General features: G+C 70.8%; 14 protein-coding genes. 6 read left to right on the forward strand and 8 right to left on the reverse strand.

Features of this window, described 5'->3' with window-relative positions; all coding sequences use genetic code 11:
* Window positions 1–25: 25 nt before the first annotated feature.
* Genes IE307_RS03720 through IE307_RS03735 form a run of 4 tightly spaced genes read right to left on the reverse strand, consistent with a single transcriptional unit; the run spans window position 26 to window position 5434 of the window.
* Window positions 26–2500 carry a helix-turn-helix transcriptional regulator gene (locus IE307_RS03720; protein ID WP_191295988.1) on the reverse strand — a complete coding sequence of 825 codons (2475 nt, stop codon included), beginning with the start codon at window positions 2498–2500 and terminating at the stop codon, window positions 26–28.
* A gap of 41 nt (window positions 2501–2541) precedes the next feature.
* Window positions 2542–3354 carry a DUF5829 family protein gene (locus tag IE307_RS03725; protein WP_191295989.1) on the reverse strand — a complete coding sequence of 271 codons (813 nt, stop codon included), beginning with the start codon at window positions 3352–3354 and terminating at the stop codon, window positions 2542–2544.
* A gap of 57 nt (window positions 3355–3411) precedes the next feature.
* Complete coding sequence (locus tag IE307_RS03730; protein ID WP_191295990.1) at window positions 3412–4131, reverse strand: MerR family transcriptional regulator; 720 nt, start codon at window positions 4129–4131, stop codon at window positions 3412–3414.
* Window positions 4132–4138: 7 nt separating this feature from the next.
* The gene (locus tag IE307_RS03735; RefSeq protein WP_191295991.1) at window positions 4139–5434 is read right to left on the reverse strand and encodes a serine hydrolase domain-containing protein; all 1296 of its coding nucleotides are present in this window, start codon (window positions 5432–5434) and stop codon (window positions 4139–4141) included.
* 108 nt (window positions 5435–5542) lie between these two features.
* Here IE307_RS03735 and IE307_RS03740 point away from each other — a divergent pair, with 108 nt between their 5' ends.
* The gene (locus IE307_RS03740; RefSeq protein ID WP_191295992.1) at window positions 5543–6133 is read left to right on the forward strand and encodes a toll/interleukin-1 receptor domain-containing protein; all 591 of its coding nucleotides are present in this window, start codon (window positions 5543–5545) and stop codon (window positions 6131–6133) included.
* Entirely contained in the window at window positions 6130–6450 is a 321-nt protein-coding gene (locus IE307_RS03745; RefSeq protein ID WP_191295993.1) for a hypothetical protein, read from the forward strand. The genes IE307_RS03740 and IE307_RS03745 overlap by 4 nt, the downstream gene beginning before the upstream one ends.
* A gap of 51 nt (window positions 6451–6501) precedes the next feature.
* On the opposite strand, the gene IE307_RS03750 is transcribed toward IE307_RS03745, so the two are convergent.
* On the reverse strand, window positions 6502–8181 hold the full coding sequence (locus IE307_RS03750) for a glycosyl hydrolase family 8 (RefSeq protein WP_229904348.1): 1680 nt from the start codon (window positions 8179–8181) through the stop codon (window positions 6502–6504).
* Between the two features lie 121 nt (window positions 8182–8302).
* A complete protein-coding gene (locus IE307_RS03755; RefSeq protein ID WP_191295995.1) occupies window positions 8303–9133 on the reverse strand; it encodes a patatin-like phospholipase family protein in 831 nt (276 codons plus the stop codon).
* Window positions 9134–9291: 158 nt separating this feature from the next.
* Between IE307_RS03755 and metH the strand changes: the two genes are divergently transcribed.
* The 3 genes from metH to IE307_RS03770 all read left to right on the forward strand — a co-directional run bounded on the left by metH (window position 9292) and on the right by IE307_RS03770 (window position 15944).
* The gene (gene metH, locus IE307_RS03760) at window positions 9292–12864 is read left to right on the forward strand and encodes a methionine synthase (protein ID WP_191295996.1); all 3573 of its coding nucleotides are present in this window, start codon (window positions 9292–9294) and stop codon (window positions 12862–12864) included.
* A gap of 126 nt (window positions 12865–12990) precedes the next feature.
* Window positions 12991–14025 (forward strand): sugar ABC transporter substrate-binding protein, encoded by a 1035-nt coding sequence (locus IE307_RS03765; protein WP_191295997.1) that lies wholly within the window; start codon window positions 12991–12993, stop codon window positions 14023–14025.
* Complete coding sequence (locus tag IE307_RS03770; RefSeq protein WP_191295998.1) at window positions 14022–15944, forward strand: putative bifunctional diguanylate cyclase/phosphodiesterase; 1923 nt, start codon at window positions 14022–14024, stop codon at window positions 15942–15944. The genes IE307_RS03765 and IE307_RS03770 overlap by 4 nt, the downstream gene beginning before the upstream one ends.
* Here IE307_RS03770 and IE307_RS03775 read toward each other — a convergent pair.
* Entirely contained in the window at window positions 15935–16870 is a 936-nt protein-coding gene (locus IE307_RS03775) for a phosphotransferase (RefSeq protein WP_191295999.1), read from the reverse strand. The genes IE307_RS03770 and IE307_RS03775 overlap by 10 nt on opposite strands.
* Before the next feature lie 54 nt (window positions 16871–16924).
* On the opposite strand from IE307_RS03775, the gene IE307_RS03780 reads away from it, so the two are divergent.
* A complete protein-coding gene (locus tag IE307_RS03780; RefSeq protein ID WP_191296000.1) occupies window positions 16925–17362 on the forward strand; it encodes an NUDIX hydrolase in 438 nt (145 codons plus the stop codon).
* On the opposite strand, the gene IE307_RS03785 is transcribed toward IE307_RS03780, so the two are convergent.
* Window positions 17320–17928, reverse strand: coding sequence for a TetR/AcrR family transcriptional regulator (locus IE307_RS03785; protein ID WP_229904349.1), 609 nt, complete (start codon window positions 17926–17928; stop codon window positions 17320–17322). The genes IE307_RS03780 and IE307_RS03785 overlap by 43 nt on opposite strands.
* Window positions 17929–17962 lie beyond the last annotated feature (34 nt).

Consider the following 17962-nt stretch of genomic DNA (forward strand, 5'->3'; position numbering starts at 1 on the left):
GATACGTCACCACGTCCCGGCACCGCTAGTCCGCCAACGCCTGCCGCAGCTCCGCACGTGCCGTGACCCCCAGCTTGGGGAAGATCCGGTGCAGGTGCGTGCTCACCGTCCGGTGCGACAGGTGCAGCCGCTCCCCGATCTCCTTGTTGGTGAGCCCGTCCGCGGCCATCCGCGCGATCGTCAGCTCGTGCTCGGTCAGCTCGCCACCACCGCCCCGCGACTCACCGGACGCCCGCAGTTCCTCGCGGGCCCGGTCCGCCCAGCACCCGGTGCCGAACGCCTCGAACGCCTCCGCCGCCGCCTTGAGGTGCGGCCTGGCCTGGGCCGCCCGGCGCTGACGGCGCAACCACGAGCCGAACGCCAGCTGCACACGCGCGCGGTCCCAGGGCGAGTTCCGGGCGTCGAGGGCCGCTTCGTACACCGCCTCGGCTTCGTCGTCCTGCGCCAGCAGGGCCCGCGCGTACCGCAGGCCGGCGGCCAGGGCGGGTGAGGCCGTGGCGGTGTCCAGTTCCTCCACGATCTTGCGCGCCTCGTCGGTGTGGCCGCCGCGGGTGGCGGACTCCACCAGTTCGGGCAGCACGTAGCGGCGCAGGGCCAGTTGGTAGGCGGGGTCGGCGGGATCGTGGACGCGGCGGACGGCGGCGAACGCGTCGGCGTAGCGGCCCTCGCCCAGCGCGGCGAGCGACCTGGCCAGCTGCACGGTCGCCAGGACGGGGCGTGCGCCTGCGGCCAGGCCGATGCGTTCGGCGGTGGCGGCTCGCTCGGACGCGGTCTCGTGGTCGCCGCGCAGGGCCGCGATCTCGGCCTGCACGGCGATCGCCAGTCCGTGCATGTACGGCTGACCGGTCTCCTCGGCGAGGTGGGCGGCCTCGGCGGCGACGGGCTCCGCGGCGGCGATGTCACCGAGGCGGGTGCGGCTCCAGGCCTCGACGGCCAGGGCTCGGGCCAGGAGTCCGAACCGGCCCTGCGCGCGGAATCCCCGCTGTGCGGCGAGGGAGAACCGCACGGAGTCGGCGAACGCGCCCACCTGCAGGGCGGCGCTGCCGAGCAGGCGGAGCGTGGCCGGGTCGTCGTCGTGGACCGCGCTCAGCCCGGCCACCACCGCGTCGCCCTGCTGCACCGGGCACACGTAGGCCGTCATCGCGAGCATGCGCGGGTCGCCGGGGTCGATCGGCAGCCTGCGGGAGACCGCCGCGATCCGCTCCCGGACGGCCGGTCCCGGTTCCACCCAGAAGCAGCGCATCGCGACGCTCCAGAAGATCCGCATCCCGAGCTCGACGTCGCCGCCGGCCACCACGGATTCGGCCAGTCCGACCAGTTCGCCCGCGCCCGCCACGCCCACTCCGTCGTCGAACGTCGTGGGCAGCCACGTCACGAGCGCACGCTCCCGGACCGTGAGGTCGAGGCCGCGCACGTCCAGGAGGATCCTCTCGACGTCCTCGCGCCGCCCGGCCTCAGCCGCCAGTTCGGCCGCTCGCAGCAACCGCCGGGCGCGCTGGTCACCGTCGCCCAGGAGCGCGGATCGTTCCAACGCGCTCACCGCGGCGGACGCACCACCGCGCAGCAACGCCCGGTCGGCCGTCTTCTCCAGCAGGCAGGCCACGTTCTCGTCAGGCCCGGTCGCGGCGCCCGCGAGGTGCCAGGCACGCCGGTCGGGGTGGTCCGTCACGAAGGCGAGGCGGCGGTGCGCCTCCTGGCGTTCCACCACGCCCGCCGCGCCGACGATCGCCGACCTGATCAACGGGTGCCGGAAGGCGCCGTCCCGGTCGACCAGCCTGGCCTCCACGGCGGGCGCGAGGTCCGCCTCGGGAGCGCCGCCGAGGGCCAGCACGAGCAACGCCGAGCGCACGTCGGCGGGCAGCGCGGCGGCACGGGCGGCGAAGGTCTCCTCCAGGGAGGTGCCGCCGAACGGGAGTTCGGTGAGCGCCAACGGGTTCCCGGCCGCCTGGGCGAGCACCCGCGAGCGGCGTTCCCCGTCCAGGCCGGGCGCCACCGCGTCGAGAAGCGCGAGAGCGTCGTCCGAGGCCAAAGGCTCCAACGACAGTGCCGGCACGCCCGCGAACACGGGCGTCCGTGCCGTCGCGACCAGCACACCGCCGGTGAGCCTGCGCGCCACGAAACCGAGGACGTCCTGGCTCTCGCGGTCCAGCCAGTGCGCGTCGTCGACCAGCACGACGGCCCGCGCCGCGTCCAGCACCTCCAGCGCGGCGAGCTCGACCAGGTGCACCGGGGGCACGGGACCGTCGGAGAGTCCGAACACGACGTCCAGCGCCGCGCGCCGCACACCGGACGAAGTGGACAGGAACGGGTGCAACACCTGGTGCAGCCCGGCGTGCGGCAGCCCGGCCTCGGCCTCGACGCCGACGACCAGGTGACCGTCGAGGCAGGACAGCAGCGCCGACTTGCCGGCACCCGGCTCGCCGACGACCTGCAGCGCGCCGCCCGACTCCGCCAGCGCGGCCAGCCGTTCCCGTTCCCGATCCCGTCCGACCAGCGACACCCGCCCGACACCCCGTTCGTTGATCCGTTCGGACCAGGGTGTCAGAAAGTCCAGACCGCGCGCTCGCCCGGCCCCACGACCAGCGTGGACGTGCCGAGCCGCTCGACGTGCCGCGTCACCGGGCGGTTCAGCTCGAACTCGGCCCGCCGGAGCCCCGTGAGCCCGATCGGCACCTCCTCGAACCGGATCGTGGTGCCACCGCACGCCGCCACGACCGAGTCCCCCTCGGTCCGCGGCGCGCACCCTCCCGCGCGCAGCAGCGGCACGGTGTGCGCGAGGTCGGTGGCCGTGACGGCGACGTGGACGAAAGTGACGTCGCGCATCAGCTTGTCCGCGTACACGTCCGGCAGGTACCGCTCGCGTGTGACGTCGCCGGGGAACTTCGCGGGTCCCGCCCCGCCGCGCGGGTCGTCGAGGTACTCGTCGCGGTACTCCATGGCCCAGGCGCCGAACCTCTCGTACTCCTCGACCAGGAGCACCGCGTCGAACCACGGCACGGGTCTGCCGTCGCCGAAGTCGCGGGTCTGCAGGAAGTCGATCGGCTGCACGCCCGCGTCGCGCAACCGGGTCTTGAGCTCCTCGACGTCCCCGTCGCGCTCGGTCGAGAGCCCGAGGCCCGCGGAACCCGGCTCACCGTCCCGGCCCGGCACGTCACCCTGCCCGAAGATCTCCAGGTAGGTCTCGCGGCCGCGCAGGTAGCGCCCCGTCCAGACCTTGCCGTCCGCACCGCTCGTGGTGCGCACCTCGAAGTCCGCGAACTCCCCGACGTAACCCGAGTGCTCGATCGCGTCCGCCGTGGCGCGGTCGAGCGTGCCCCAGGCGTGGTTGTAGTACAGCAACTGCCGCCCGCCCATGGGTCCGATCGTAGGACGAACACCCTCGAGCGGAACTCGAGTGGAACGAAGGAGACCTCATGTCCGCCGCGGCGAGCCCGGGCCGTGCCGGCGCATCGCGTCCCAGGCGGGCGAGGAGGCGCCGGCCGCTTCCAACGCAAGCGCGCTGATCTCCGGATCCACCACCGGCACCGGGGGCCGGCCCGACAGCCACGCGGCCGTGCGCTCCGCCAGGGCGGGCAGCCGGGGGTCGTCCGGCGCGAAGCCGAAGGCCTCGTCGTGGGCGAGGTAGATCCGCCGGAACTCGGGGTCGGCCAGCGACTCCACCTTGTCCGCGAGCCACGCGGCGGCCTCGCCGGGTGCGACGGCCTGCATCAGCACCCAGACCTCGCGTTCCACCCGAACACCCCGCTCGCTGACCCCGAGCTCCCGCAACAGGTCCAGCATGGTGACGACCTCGGGCGTCACGAACAACGCGCTGCCGGCCCGCAACCGCACCACCCGGTCCCGCGCGAGCCGGATCTCCTCCTCGCGGCGGCGCAACGCCTCGTCGATCTCGGTGATCGCCGCGGCGAACTCGTCCTCCCCCGCCACGAGGAGGTCCTTCACGCGGGCGAGCGGCACCCCGGCCCCGGCGAGAGTGCGGATCTTGACCAGGTCGACGGCGTCCTGGGCGGTGTAGCGCCGGTAGCCGGAGTGGTCGCGCTCGGGCTCCGCCAGCAACCCCACCTTGTGGTAGTGCCGCACCGCCTTGATCGTGACGCCCGCGTACCGGGCGAGCTGGCCGATCGTGATCACAGCGGCATCATCGCACCCGGCCGAACATCCGTCCGGCGAGATCGACTCCGATGATCGCGCCGGCCGCGTCCCGCGTGAAGAACCCGCGCTGCCCGGCGAAGGCACCGGACGTGATCATGTACTCGTCGCGCGGCAGCAGCCCCACCGGGAACGGCGCGTGGTCGGCCGGCAGGTCCACCTCCGCGGACTCCCGGATCTCCGGCCGGATCAGCACTTCCAGCACCAGCCCCGAACCGGTGTCGTCGATGGTCATCACCATCGCGTCGTTCTCGTACCCGCCCGCGACCTCCGAGGCCGCCGAAGCGTTGTACTGCAACGGCTCCGGGTCGCGGTCCAGCACGCCGAGGAAGTCCTCCAGCGCCGCCCGCACCACCGCCTGGTTGAACGGGATTCCGTCCGGACCCTGGTTCGCGACCGACACCACCGCGAAGTTCCGCGACGGCACGATCAGCATCTCCGCGAACTGCCCGTTGGACGAACCGCCGTGCCCGATCGCCTGCACGCCGTCGATCTCGCGCAGGAACCAGCTGACGCCGATCGCGTCGCCGAGGTTGCTGCCGCGCAACACCGCCGTGGGCCGCCGCATCTCCTCGAGTCCGTTGTCGCCCAGGTGGAACCGCGCCCACCGCAGCACGTCCGCGACGGACGCCGCGATGCCGCCTCCAGGGTTGTTGGCACGCCAGTGCCGCCACGGCCGGGCGACCTCGCCCTTCTCGTGCCCCACCGCGAACCGGCGCGTCATCACCGCGTCCCGGTCGAAGTGCGTGTCGCCCAGTCCGAGCGGTTCCAGCAGCAACGTCGTGATCGCCTGCTCGTAGGTCTGCCCGGTGACGTTCTCGATGATCCGCCCCGCCAGGTTGAACCCGGACTGGCTGTACGACGGGCGCTCCCCGACCGCCGCGACCAGCTTCAGACCGGCGAGCCCGTCCACGTGGCGGGCCAGCGCGTCGTCGCCCTCACCGCTGTCGCTCATCGTGCCCCAGTCGAGCCCGGACGTGTGGTTCAGCAGCTGCCGCACGGTGAACGAGCGGTCGTCCGCCAGCCGCAGCTCCGGCACGTGCTCGCGCACCGGGGAGTCCAGGGACATCCGGCCCTGCGCCACCAGGCGCATGATCGCCGTGGCGGTGTAGGTCTTGGTGACCGAACCGAGCAGGAACAGCGTGTCCTCGTTGACCGGCAACGGGTTCTCGAGACTGGTCACGCCGTGGCAGTGGAAGTGCTCCCGCCCGTCGTGGAAGACGCCGACGGCGGCTCCGGGGATGTCGAAGCGAGCAGCGGTCTCGGCGATGAAGTCGTTGTCCATGCCGCAGAGCCTCCAACCCTGACCCAGGGTCAAGGTCAACCCCGCAACGTCCACAAGCTGTCCACTATTTCCGTTAACACACCTCTCGGAGCATTCGATGTGGAGACCGTGCGCCGAATCTTCCTGAGCTACCGGATCAAGGACAGCGTCCACGCGACGGCGGCGATCGCCGGCCGGCTCGCCCAGCACTACGGGCAGGACAACGTGTTCCGGGACAGGGACTCGCTGCCGCTGGGGTCCGTCTACCCGCGGCGGATCCGGCGCGAACTGGAACGCTCCGACGTGGTGCTCGCCGTGATCGGCCCGTCGTGGCTGACCATCCGCGACAAGAACGACGTGCGCTGCCTGGACGACGAACGCGACTGGGTGCGGACGGAGCTGCGGATGGCGTTCCAGCGGGAGATGCCGGTGGTGCCGGTGCTGCTCGACGGCACCCCGCTGCCCGACCCCGCGCTGCTTCCGAATGACATCGCGCTGCTCAGCCTCTCCATGTACTGGCAGGTGAGGCACCGGACGTTCGAGTCCGACGTGCGCGGCCTGATCGCGAACCTGGAGGGCGGCGACCACGCCCCGCCCGCTCCTCCGGCCGCGGCCACGTCAGGACCGGTGCAGCACAACACCGCGACCCACGGCGGCAACGTCTACGCGAACCAGGGCGGCGCCTTCACCATCAACCAGAACCCCGGGGACCGCCGATGACCTACCCGAACGGCCCGCAGCAGGGGCCGCAGCAGCACAACATCGCGAGCTACGGCGGCAACGTCTTCGCGAACCAGGGCAAGAAGATGACCGTGCGGCAGGACAACCGCACCATCATCCACGCGCGGATGCGCACGTTCACCGGCTGGGCCGCCCTGGTGATGATCGCCGCGGACGTGGCCTTCTTCGTCTACGGCGCCTCGGCGTACACCGGGAACGAGGGCAGTTCCGCCGACCTCGTCAGGGCGGTCACCTACCTGGTGATGCTCGCCGTGACGATCAGCCTGGTCCGCCGGTGGTTCCGCCAACGCCTGTGACAGCGGTGTTCCCGTCCCCGGAGCACGCGCCCCAGGGACGGGAACACCCGGCTACGGCACCCAGTGGTTGCCGGTCACCGTGATCATCACCTGCAGCTGGATGCTCGCGGAGAAGTAGCTGCCGCCGTCGATCGGCGTTCGCAGCATCTTGTTCCACAACGCGTCCAGCCACGCTTGGCTGCCGGGATCGGTCGCGGCCACGACCGCGAACGGCGCGAAGAACGCGGCGGCGCTGCCACCGGAGATCTGCGTGCCGTTGAGCTGGTAGCCCATGGCGATGTTGTCCGGGTTGCCGCCCGTCTTGGACTTGACCCACGTGTTGAGCTTGCGGGCCGCGTTCAGCGACGAGGAGTCGCCACTGGTCACCGCGTCCGCGCCGATGCGCCACGGCACGCGGCAGGCGTTCCAGTAGTACTTGCCGTCGTTCACGCTCTCCAGCACCTGCCCGGCCGGCGGGCGCGGCGAGGAGTTCGTGTTCTCCACGAAGTCCGGCAGCAGACCGGTGCCCGGGGCGAAGTTCTGCTGCAGCGTGGAGATCAGGTTCTGGTGCGCGGTGCGGATCGTGTCCCACGCCCCGTCCCCCGTCGCCTTCCGGAACGCCCGGAAGTGGTCGGCCATCCAGTCCGACGACCGCGAGAGGTAGTAGTACTGGTCGCCCGCGCTGGACCAGTCGCCCAGCTTGAGCAGGTTGGTCTGCGGGTTGACCTCGCTGGCCTTGATCGCGTTGACGTGCCGGATCGCCAGCTGCTTGTAGTCGTACGTGCCCGTGCTGCCCCACTGCCTGTCGGCGAGCAGCAGCCCGTAGGCCACGTCCATGTCGCCGTCCGTGGCGCCGTCACCGCCGTTGACGCTGCGGCAGTTCACGTCCTGCTCGGCCGCGAGCAGGTCCGGGTTGATCGACGACGGGTGGTCGATCTTCCACTTCACCAGCCCGTCGAAGATCTTGCGGGCGTCCGGGTCGGCGCCCGCCATCGTGGCGACGACGACCATGCCGTAGCCCTGCGCCTCGGCCACGTACGGGTGGTCGGCGTCGGGCGAGATCACCTGGTACCAGCCGTTGCCGCAGTTCTGCCGGACGAACGCGGACTTCCAGCGCTGGTAGTAGTCGACCACTGCCGCGTCCACAGTGGACGTGCTGCCCGACGGGCGCAGAACGCCCGACGCGTACGGGGTCTTCCGGCTGCCGAACGCGTAGCCGAGACCGTTCGACGGCGGGGTGGTCGTCGTGGTCGTGGTCGGCGGAGCACCGCCCACCACGCCGTAGACCTCGAGCTCCCACAGGGAGTAGCCCCACTCGGTGCCGCGGGCCGTGCCGAGGACCCGCACGTACCGGCCGGAACCGGACACGGTGAGGTCGTCGACGCCACCGTCACCGGCGCTCGTCGAGAACACGTCCGTCCACGCCGAGTCGTCGGGGGAGGTCTGCACGCGGTAACCCCTGGCGTACGCGGCCTCCCAGTTGAGACGCACCCGGCTGACCGAGTGCGCCGAACCGAGGTCGACGCGGATCCACTCCTGGTCGCGCCCCTCCAGCGAGGCCCACCTGGTCGTCGTGCTGCCGTCGACGGCCTTCGCCGCCTCCAGCCCGGCACCCTCGACCGAGGACGCCGTCACCCCCTTGCCCTGCGAGACCAGGGGATCCGCGGCCGTCGCGCTGGTCGTCCCCGCCACCAGGAGACCCAACACGAGTCCGGCCGCGCTCACCGCAGCCAACGCCGATCGTCTGTCCACGACCACCTCCAACCAATGGTTAACAAACCTGCCTAAAAGGGCAGGCGTGACCATAGGCTGGACGGTCAACTCCGGACAAGAGGTACGAACCACTTGTCCGGTCGACATCCGGTGACCAGCGCTAGTTCCAGACCTTTCCCACCGCCTCGGCGACGGACGCGGCCTGCGCCCGTCCTGCCTCGGCGGCGGGCTTGCGCCGGGCCGGGTCCAGCAGGTTCGTGCCGATGGACTCCAGGGCGGCGCCGTCCGGACTGATCACGATCGACGGCACGCCGAGCTTCGCGGCCTGCGCGCCCGGCGTCGCAGCAGGGCTGGCCGACCGCGTCAACGGCGCGATGACCACGACTCGGTCGTACCCGGCCGCGAGGTCGACGTTCGCCACGGACCGCATGCCGCCGTCCATGTACCGGTTGCCGTTGATGCTGACCGGCGGCCACACCAGCGGCACGGCGCAGCTCGACGCGACCGCCTTCACCAGCGGCACCCCGCTGTCGCGGTCGAACGCCACGAACTTCCCGGTCGCGGTGTCCACGGCGGTGACCTTGAGCAGGCGCTCCGGCCAGTCCTTCGTGGACAACCGGCTGTCGAACACCGCGAGCCGCGACTCCTCGGAGGGTGTGCTGGCCTTCAGCGCGGCGCGCCCGAGGCGGGCCCGCTTCGCCGCCGGGGTTCCCGGCATCACGTAGGAAAGCGCGTACCTGACGAGCATCCACGGGGTCAGCCGGGCCGGGATCTCCCCGTCCGGCGGCAGGAGCTGGCCCGCGTAGAGGCCCGCCAGCTCGGCGCCTCCCGCCAGCTCCGCGGCCACCACCGATCCCGCGGACGTCCCGACGAACAGGTCGGCGTCGGTCAGGTCGACGCCCTGTTCGGACAGTCCGTGCAGAATTCCGGTCTCCCAGGCGATTCCGGTGACACCACCGCCACCCAGCACCAACGCGCGTTTTCCGGTCACGGCACCATCCTATGGAGTGGGACGGGTTCCTGGTCCATGGTCGAAGTTGGTAGCCTTGTACGCGAAACCGAGAAGCGCTGCAACGGGCTCGCACGCCTGCCACGCTCGGATTCGTTCCACCACGAACAAAGGGCGCTTCCGACTTTTCGGGAGCGCGCGTGAGTGGACTCAAGTCCCTTCTGGACCAGCGGATCGCTGTGCTGGACGGCGCCTGGGGCACGATGTTCCAGCAGGCGAAGCTCTCCCCCGCCGACTACTACGGCGACGAGTACGCAGGCCACGAGCCCGACGTCGCAGGCGACCCGGACCTGCTCAACCTCACCCGCCCCGACCTGGTGCTGGACGTGCACCGGCAGTACCTGGCGGCGGGCGCGGACATCACGACCACCAACACGTTCACCGCCACGTCGATCGGCCAGGCCGACTACGGGCTCGAGAGCCGCGTCCGCGAGATGAACCTCGCCGGAGCGCGCCTCGCCCGCCAGGCCGCCGACGAGTTCGGCGGCCGGTTCGTCGCCGGTTCCGTCGGTCCCCTCAACGTCACCCTCAGCCTGTCGCCCAAGGTCGAGGACCCCGCCTACCGCGCGGTCACGTTCGAGCAGGTCAAGGCCTCCTACGCGGAGCAGATCGCGGCTCTGCACGAGGGCGGCGTCGACCTGCTGCTGATCGAGACGATCTTCGACACCCTGAACTGCAAGGCCGCCATCGCCGCGGCCCGCGAGGTGGCGCCCGACCTGCCGCTGTGGATCTCGGTGACGATCGTCGACCTGTCCGGCCGCACGCTGTCGGGCCAGACCGTCGAGGCGTTCTGGGACTCGATCGCGCACGCCGAGCCGCTGGTCGTGGGCGTGAACTGCTCGCTGGGCGCCGAGGAGATGCGCCCGCACGTCGCCGACCTGGCGCGGCTCGCGAACACCTACGTCGCCTGCCACCCCAACGCCGGTCTGCCCAACGCGTTCGGCGGCTACGACCAGACGCCCGACGAGACCGCCGCCCTGCTGCAGGACTTCGCGGGCAAGGGCATCGTCAACGTCGTCGGCGGCTGCTGTGGCACCTCCCCCGCGCACGTCAAGGCCATCGCGGACGCGGTCAGGGGCATCGAGACGCGCGCCGTCGTCCAGCCCCGGCACACCACCCGCTACAGCGGCCTGGAGACGTTCGAGATCGGCCCCGACACCGGGTTCGTGATGATCGGTGAGCGCACCAACGTCACCGGCTCCGCCAAGTTCCGCAGGCTGATCGAGTCCGACGACCACAACGCCGCGCTCACCGTGGCGCTGGACCAGGTGCGCGGCGGCGCGAACCTGCTCGACGTCAACATGGACGCCGACCTGCTCGACGGCGAGCAGGCGATGACGACGTTCCTGAACCTGATCGCGACCGAGCCGGAGATCGCCCGCATCCCGGTGATGATCGACAGCTCCCGCTGGACCGTGCTCGAGGCCGGTCTGCGGTGCGTGCAGGGCAAGGGCGTGGTCAACTCGATCAGCCTCAAGGAGGGCGAGGAGCCGTTCCTGCGGCAGGCCCGCACGATCCGCGACTACGGCGCCGGTGTCGTCGTGATGGCGTTCGACGAGCAGGGCCAGGCCGACACGACCGACCGCAAGGTCGAGATCTGCGGCCGCGCCTACGACCTGCTCACGCGGAAGGCCGGGTTCCCGGCCGAGGACATCATCTTCGACCCGAACGTCCTCGCGGTCGCGACCGGCATCGAGGAGCACAACGGCTACGCCAAGGCGTTCATCGACGCCCTGCCGCGGATCAAGGAGCGATGTCCCGGGGTCCGCATCAGCGGTGGCATCTCGAACCTGTCGTTCTCCTTCCGCGGCAACGACGTCGTCCGCGAGGCCATGCACTCGGCGTTCCTGTTCCACGCCGTCAGGGCGGGTCTGGACATGGGCATCGTCAACGCCGGTCAGCTCGTCGTCTACCAGGACATCAAGGCCGACCTGCTGGAACTGGTCGAGGACGTCATCTTCAACCGCCGCGAGGACGCGACGGACCGGCTCGTCGCGCACGCCGAGACCGTCAAGGGCCCCGGCCAGAAGCGCGTCGTCGACCTGTCGTGGCGCGAGGCCCCGGTCGGCAAGCGCCTGGAGCACGCGATCCTGCACGGCGTCGTCGACTTCATCGAGGACGACACCGAGGAGGCCCGCCAGGCCCTCCCCCGGCCCCTCGACGTCATCGAGGGCCCGCTGATGGACGGCATGAAGGTCGTCGGCGACCTGTTCGGCGCGGGCAAGATGTTCCTGCCCCAGGTCGTGAAGAGCGCCCGCGTGATGAAGCGCGCGGTCGCGTACCTGGAGCCGTTCATGGACGCCGAGCCGAAGGCCACGGCCGGCGGCAACGGCAAGGTCGTGCTCGCGACGGTCAAGGGCGACGTCCACGACATCGGCAAGAACATCGTCGGCGTCGTGCTGGGCTGCAACAACTACGAGGTGATCGACCTCGGTGTGATGGTGCCGGCCGCGAAGATCCTCGACACCGCGATCAAGGAGCACGCCGACGTCATCGGCCTGTCGGGCCTGATCACGCCGTCCCTGGACGAGATGGTCTCGGTCGCCGAGGAGATGCAGCGGCGCGGCATGAAGCTGCCGTTGCTGATCGGCGGGGCGACGACCTCCCGGCAGCACACCGCCGTGAAGATCGCCCCGGTCTTCGACGAGCCGGTCATCCACGTCCTCGACGCGTCCCGGGTCGTCGGCGTCGTCTCCGACCTGCTCGACGACCGGCGCGCGCACGAGCTGAACCGCACGAACCGCGCCGAGCAGGCCCGGCTGCGCGAACAGCACGAGAACCGCAAGTCCGTGCCTTTGCTGGAGCTGGAGGCCGCGCGGGCGAATTCGGAAAAGGTCGACTTCTCCGAATTGCCGGCGCCCGCATTCACCGGAACTCGCATGATGACGCCTTCTCTCGGTGAACTGCGCGAGTTCATCGACTGGACGTTCCTGTTCCTCGCCTGGGAACTGAAAGGCAAGTTCCCCGCGATCCTGGACCAGCCGGTCGCGCGCGAACTCTACGACGACGCGACCACGTTGCTCGACGAAATCGTCGCCGGTGAGCTGTTCGAGGCAAAGGGCGTCTACGGATACTGGCCCGCGCATTCCGACGGCGACGACATCCTGCTCGACAACGGCGTGCGAATCCCGATGCTGCGCCAGCAGACCAAGAAGCCGCTGTCACGCCCGAACCGCTGCCTCTCCGACTACGTGGCGCCGCAGGGCGACCACCTCGGCGGTTTCGCGGTGACGATCCTGGGCGCCGAGAAGCTGGCAGCGAAGTACGAGGCGCAGAACGACGACTACCGCGCCATCATGGTGAAGGCGCTGGCGGACAGGCTCGCCGAGGCGTTCGCCGAGTGGATCCACCTGCGGGCGCGGCGCGACTGGTTCGAGCCGGACGCGCAGCCGGAACTGGCCGACCTGCACGCCGAGAAGTTCCGCGGCATCCGGCCGGCGCTGGGTTATCCGGCCTGCCCCGACCACACGGTGAAGCGCGAACTGTTCGACCTGCTGGGCGCGGAGGAAATCGGGATCGCGCTCACTGAATCGTTTGCGATGAACCCGGCGGCGAGTGTGAGCGGCCTGATCTTCCAGCACCCCGAGGCGAAGTACTTCACCGTCGGTCGACTGGGCCGCGACCAGGTGCAGGACTACGCGACCCGGTACGGCAAGCCGCTCGCGGAAGTCGAGCAGTGGTTGCGCCCGAACCTCGGTTACGAACCCGCCTGACACCTCTCGGCGTGAAAGCGCTTGCCGATACCGGTGGCCCTCATCCCGGTTTGGCACCAAGCGATGTAGCATCGGCCGCTCTGGAGATCAATCACCCGTGCAGGTCGAGCGAGCCCGAGGTCATCCATGCGAGGTGCGGCACTCGCGCTGGGTCTGGTGCTGCTGGCGGGCTGCGGTGGTGCCGCGCAGTCCGGGGCGCTGCCGCACGTCGGTTTCGTGGTCAAGCGCACGGGTGGCTCCTTCGCGCAGGAGATGACGAGCGGCTTCCACGAGGGCGTCGGCCGTGTCGGCGGGGTCAGCGCGACCGTGACGGGCCCGCCGGGGCAGGACGGGCACAAGGAAGTCGAGTTGTTCCGGGATTTGACGCTGGCCGCGAAAGGCGGAATCGCGGTGGCGACCTCCGAGCCCGCTCTGATGGCGCCGTCCATCGGTGAGGCGCTCTCCCAGCACGTGGCCGTCATCGGGGTGGACATGCGGCTCACCGCGAGTTCCGGGGTGAAACTCCACATCGGTAACGACAACTACGAACTGGGCGAAAAGCTGGCTGACGAGTTGATGCGCCGATTGCCGCCGGACGCGACCGGAACGGTCGTGCTGGGAAACACAGCTCCGGGACTCGCCGGGTTCGACGACCGGGCGGACGGAATCCGGGGGCGATTCACCGAAAAGCTACCGGGGGTAGTGGTGCTGGGGCCGTTCGACACGCAACGTGACGACGCTGCGAATCGCGACGCGTGGAGAAGACTCGTCGCCGCGAATCCGAACGCCCTCGCGTTCGTTGGTACGGGCGACTGCGACGGGGTCAACCTCGCCGCGCTGAGGACCGAGAAGTCGGCGAGGTGGCTGGTGGGCGGTTTCGGGGTCGACCCGAGAACGTTGCAGGCGGTGCGGGACGGCGCGATGGTCGCGACGGTCTCGCCCGAGCACTACCTCAAGGGCGCCGTGGCCGGCTGGCTGCTCGCGCGGCACGCCAGGGGCGGTGCGGCGCTGCCGGAGGGCTGGGTCGAGACGCCGGGGCTCACGGTGACCACCGCGAACCTCGACCGCGTCCTGCACCGGCAGGAGTCGGAGAAGGCCCGCAAGGAGTTCTTCCAGCCTCAGATCGACAGCTTCGTCGAAGATCCGGCGAGCTGGGTGCGACCGTTGGAGCAGGCACGGTGAGCTTTTGGGAGGGCCGCGCCACCGCACGGGTGGCGACGGTCGGGCTGACGTTCGGGCTGCTGGTCCTGGCGGGACTGGCGCTGTGGAACAGCATCAACGCGCAGGCCACGACAGCGCACGTGCGGCAGGTCAACGACACCGGCGAGCGGTGGGCCCGCGTGCTGGAGCACATCAACGTCGCCGACAACGCCCTGCGCGACCTGCAGGTGGCGCGGACCGAGCAGACCGTCCAGCCGCTGGAGAACTCCATCGGCTCCGCGCGAGCCGAGCTCGAGGCGCTGCGCACCGGCGGCACGCCATCCGACGCCGCCGTGGCCTCGCGGTTGCTGCCGCTGTACGACCAGACCACGGAGATCCTGCGCAAGGTGGTGGCGGGCACCGACCCGCTGCAGGTGGACCAGGCGGACCTGGCGCACTCGTCGCTGCGGCGCCAGATCACCGCGACGATCGGGGCCAAGCGCCTCGACAGCACCGACTACCTGCGCGCGGCCGACGAGCGCAACGCCCGGCTGCGGATCGCGCAGATCGTGGTCGTCGTGCTGGACGCGGCCTTCGTGGCGTTGTTCGGCATGGTGCTGCTCGGCCAGCGGCGCATGATCCTGCGCCAGGCGGCCAAGAACGAGCACGAGGCGCACCACGACGCCCTGACCGGTCTCGCGAACCGCACGCTGCTCGCGCGGCGGATGGAACAGGCCGTCGAGAAGGCGCGCAAGAAGGACGAGCCGCTGGCGTTGCTGATCGTGGACCTCGACAGGTTCAAGGAGGTCAACGACTCCCTCGGGCACCACACCGGCGACCTGCTGCTGCGCCAGGTGGCCAACCGCCTGTCGTGGGCCGTGCGCGACACGGACCTGGTGGCACGCCTGGGAGGCGACGAGTTCGCCGTGCTGCTGCCCGGCGTCGGTTCGGCGGAGAACGCGAGCATGGTCGCGGAGAAGATCCTGCAGGCGCTGGCCATGCCGGTGACGCTGGAGGGCCTGGAGCTCGAGATAGCGGGCAGCGTCGGCGTGGCGCTGTGCCCGTCGGACTCAGGTGACGGCCACGAACTGCTGCGGCACGCGGACATCGCGATGTACGCGGCCAAGCGCGAGAAATCCGGCGTGGCCGTGTATGACGCACGCCTGCACGAACGCGGCGCCGCCCACCTGACCGCCGTGACGGAGCTGCGGCACGCGATCGACCGCGGCGAGCTGTTCCTGCACTACCAGCCCAAGGCCCTGGCCGACACGGGCGCGGTGTGCGGTGTCGAGGCGCTGGCCCGCTGGCAGCACCCGACGCGCGGTCTGGTGCGCCCGGACGAGTTCATCCCGATCGCCGAGGAGAACGGCCTCATCGAGCCGCTGACCCGGTACGTGATCGACGCGGCGCTGCGCCAGTGCCGCACGTGGTCGGACGCGGGCTGGGAGGTGCCGGTGTCGGTGAACGTGGGCGCGGCCTGCCTGCACCACACCGAGTTCCCCGGCGACGTGGCCGACCTGATCAAGCGCCACGGCCTGCCCGCGCGCCTGCTGACGCTGGAGATCACCGAGTCCGCGATCATCTCGGACCCGGACCGCGCGGTGGAGGTGCTGCGCGGCCTGACGGAGCTGGGCGTGCGGTTGTCCATCGACGACTTCGGCACCGGGTACTCGTCGATCTCCTACCTGCGCAGCATGCGCGTGCACGAGATGAAGCTCGACCGGTCGTTCGTCACGCACATGTGCACCGACGCGGGCGATTCGGCGATCGTGCACGCGCTGGTGGCCCTGGCCCGCAACTTCGGGCTGCAGGCCGTCGCGGAGGGCGTGGAGGACCAGGACACCTGGACGGCGCTGGCCGAGGCCGGGTGCGACGTGGTGCAGGGGTACTTCCTCAGCGAGCCGTTGCCCGCTGAGGAGATCGTCGCCTGGCTCGGGGACCGGGCGGCCGCTCACGCGTAGCTGTCGGTGTCCCGCCACTGGTTGATGAACGGCTGCATGAAGTCGACCATGGCGGGCAGCTGGTCCGCGACCGACAGGTAGGCGATCACCCGGATCGCGCCGACCGCGTTGACGAACCGGAGCACCTCCCGGTCGAGCTCGCGCAGGCCGTTGGCGCGGGCGCCCCGGTTGTAGGCGGCCTCGTACTCGAGCCCGAGGCCGGCGAGGTCCCACTCGACCGGGCCGTACGTGATCAGCTCGAAGTCGGAGAAGAGCGGGCCGTCCGTGCTCGCGAAGATGTTCGCGGGCGGCGAGTCGCCGTGGATCGGCTGCAGGCCGATGCCGGGAAACCTCGCCTCGAACGCGGCCCGCGAGCTGACGAGCGGTTCCAGGACCTCCCACTCGGCCCGTGCCCGCCGGAGGTCCTCCGCGGTGACGATGTCCAGGCCCTCCAGCCTTTCCAGGCCCTCGCGGACGAACCGGGGTTCCGCCGAGGACAGGAAGTCCAGCTCGCCGGGGTAGTCCCGCAGCGCCCTGTGCAGGTCGGCTGCGAGCTCGGAGTTCTTGACGTAGTCCGGTTCCGCGCTCTTGTCCTCGTCGGTGAACGGCCAGAACGTGATGGAGAAACCGTCCCGCTGCACGGGTTCGCGCTTCACCAACGGGCTGGGCGGGATCACCGGGGTGCCCTGCTCGTGCAGCCACTGAGCCACGTCGAGTTCCTGCTGCTGGCGCCTGGCCAGCGATTCGAGCGTCGTGGTGTGCGGCAGGACGGTCGGGATCCGCGCCACGACCGGCGAGGGCGCGAGGTGCACGACGACGGAGAACAGTTCGTAGAGGACCTCGCCCCCGGTGATCTCCAGGCCGAGTTCGCGACCCGCTGCCACGGCGGCCTGAGCGGCCGCTTCGGTGCGGTGGGCGATGTCTTCAGGGGTCGCGAAGGCTGTCATGGCGCGATCGTGTCACGACGACTCGGGCGATCGCAGATCATTTACGGTGGGTCCATGGCCGACCGCCACCTGATCGACGCCCACGTGCTGCTCGTCCGCGACGGCGAGGTGCTGCTCAGCCGCCGCCGTGATCCCGACCCCCGGTTCGACGGCCTGTGGCACCTGCCGTCCGGCAAGCTCGACGCCGGTGAGTCCGTGCTCGACGCGGCCGCGCGCGAGGCCCTCGAGGAGGTCGGCGTGGTGATCGACCGCGAGGCTCTGCGGCACGTGTACACGGTGCATGCCAACGGGTTCGGCGTGGAGCCGCGGCTCGGGCTGTACTTCGAGGCACGGCGCTGGAGCGGCGAGCCCGTGAACCGCGAGCCGGAGAAGTGCTCGGAGCTGCGGTGGTTCGCGGTGGCGGCCCTGCCGGAGGACATGATCACCTACTCCGCCGCCGGGATCACCGGTTACCTCTCCGGAGAGACGTTCGGCGTGCTCGGCTGGGGCTGAACGAGCCCGTCCAGCAGGAGGGTGACGACGCCGTCGGCCTCCGCTCGCCAATCAGGACGGTCGTGGGCCGCGCTGATGCCGTGCAGCGCCATCATGACGGCGCCGGCGCTCACGTCGCCCCGGACCGTGCCGTCCCGCACCGCGGCGGCCACCAGGGCGGTGACGGCCTGCTCCAGCGCTTCGCCGCCCTCGGCGAGCGCGGCGGTGGAGGTGGCCATGAGGGTCGCGAGCGTCCGCGCCAGGCCCTGGTGCGCGTCCAGGTGGTCGACCATGCCGCGGAGGAAGGTCGCGAGGGCCTCGTGGGCGGGCAACGCGTCCCGCAGCCGGCGGGCCCGGTCGCACAGTGCGGCGACTTCCTCGTGGTAGACCGCCTCGGCCAGCGCCTCCCTGGTCGGGAAGTGGCGGTACAGCGTGCCCGTGCCCACCCCGGCCAGCCGGGCGAAGTCGTCGAAGCGCAGGTCGAAGAACTCCCCGGCGTCGCAGACCTCCCTGGCCTTGGCCAGCAGGGCCTGGCGGTTGCGCTGGGCGTCCGCCCGCAGCGGCTTGTCGCTCCCTCTCGTTGACAAACGGAATCTACCTCCATATTTTCGGAAGTGGAGA

This window comes from Lentzea cavernae (genome assembly GCF_014653695.1).
Taxonomy (GTDB): Bacteria; Actinomycetota; Actinomycetes; order Mycobacteriales; family Pseudonocardiaceae; genus Lentzea; species Lentzea cavernae.

Excerpts from the sequence above, each read along its gene's own strand:
- IE307_RS03725 (WP_191295989.1), bottom strand. The coding sequence starts at position 3,354 with ATGGGCGGGCGGCAGTTGCTGTACTACAACCACGCCTGGGGCACGCTC.
- IE307_RS03735 (WP_191295991.1), bottom strand. The coding sequence starts at position 5,434 with ATGGACAACGACTTCATCGCCGAGACCGCTGCTCGCTTCGACATCCCC.
- IE307_RS03745 (WP_191295993.1), top strand. The coding sequence starts at position 6,130 with ATGACCTACCCGAACGGCCCGCAGCAGGGGCCGCAGCAGCACAACATC.
- IE307_RS03765 (WP_191295997.1), top strand. The coding sequence starts at position 12,991 with ATGCGAGGTGCGGCACTCGCGCTGGGTCTGGTGCTGCTGGCGGGCTGC.
- IE307_RS03775 (WP_191295999.1), bottom strand. The coding sequence starts at position 16,870 with ATGACAGCCTTCGCGACCCCTGAAGACATCGCCCACCGCACCGAAGCG.
- IE307_RS03780 (WP_191296000.1), top strand. The coding sequence starts at position 16,925 with ATGGCCGACCGCCACCTGATCGACGCCCACGTGCTGCTCGTCCGCGAC.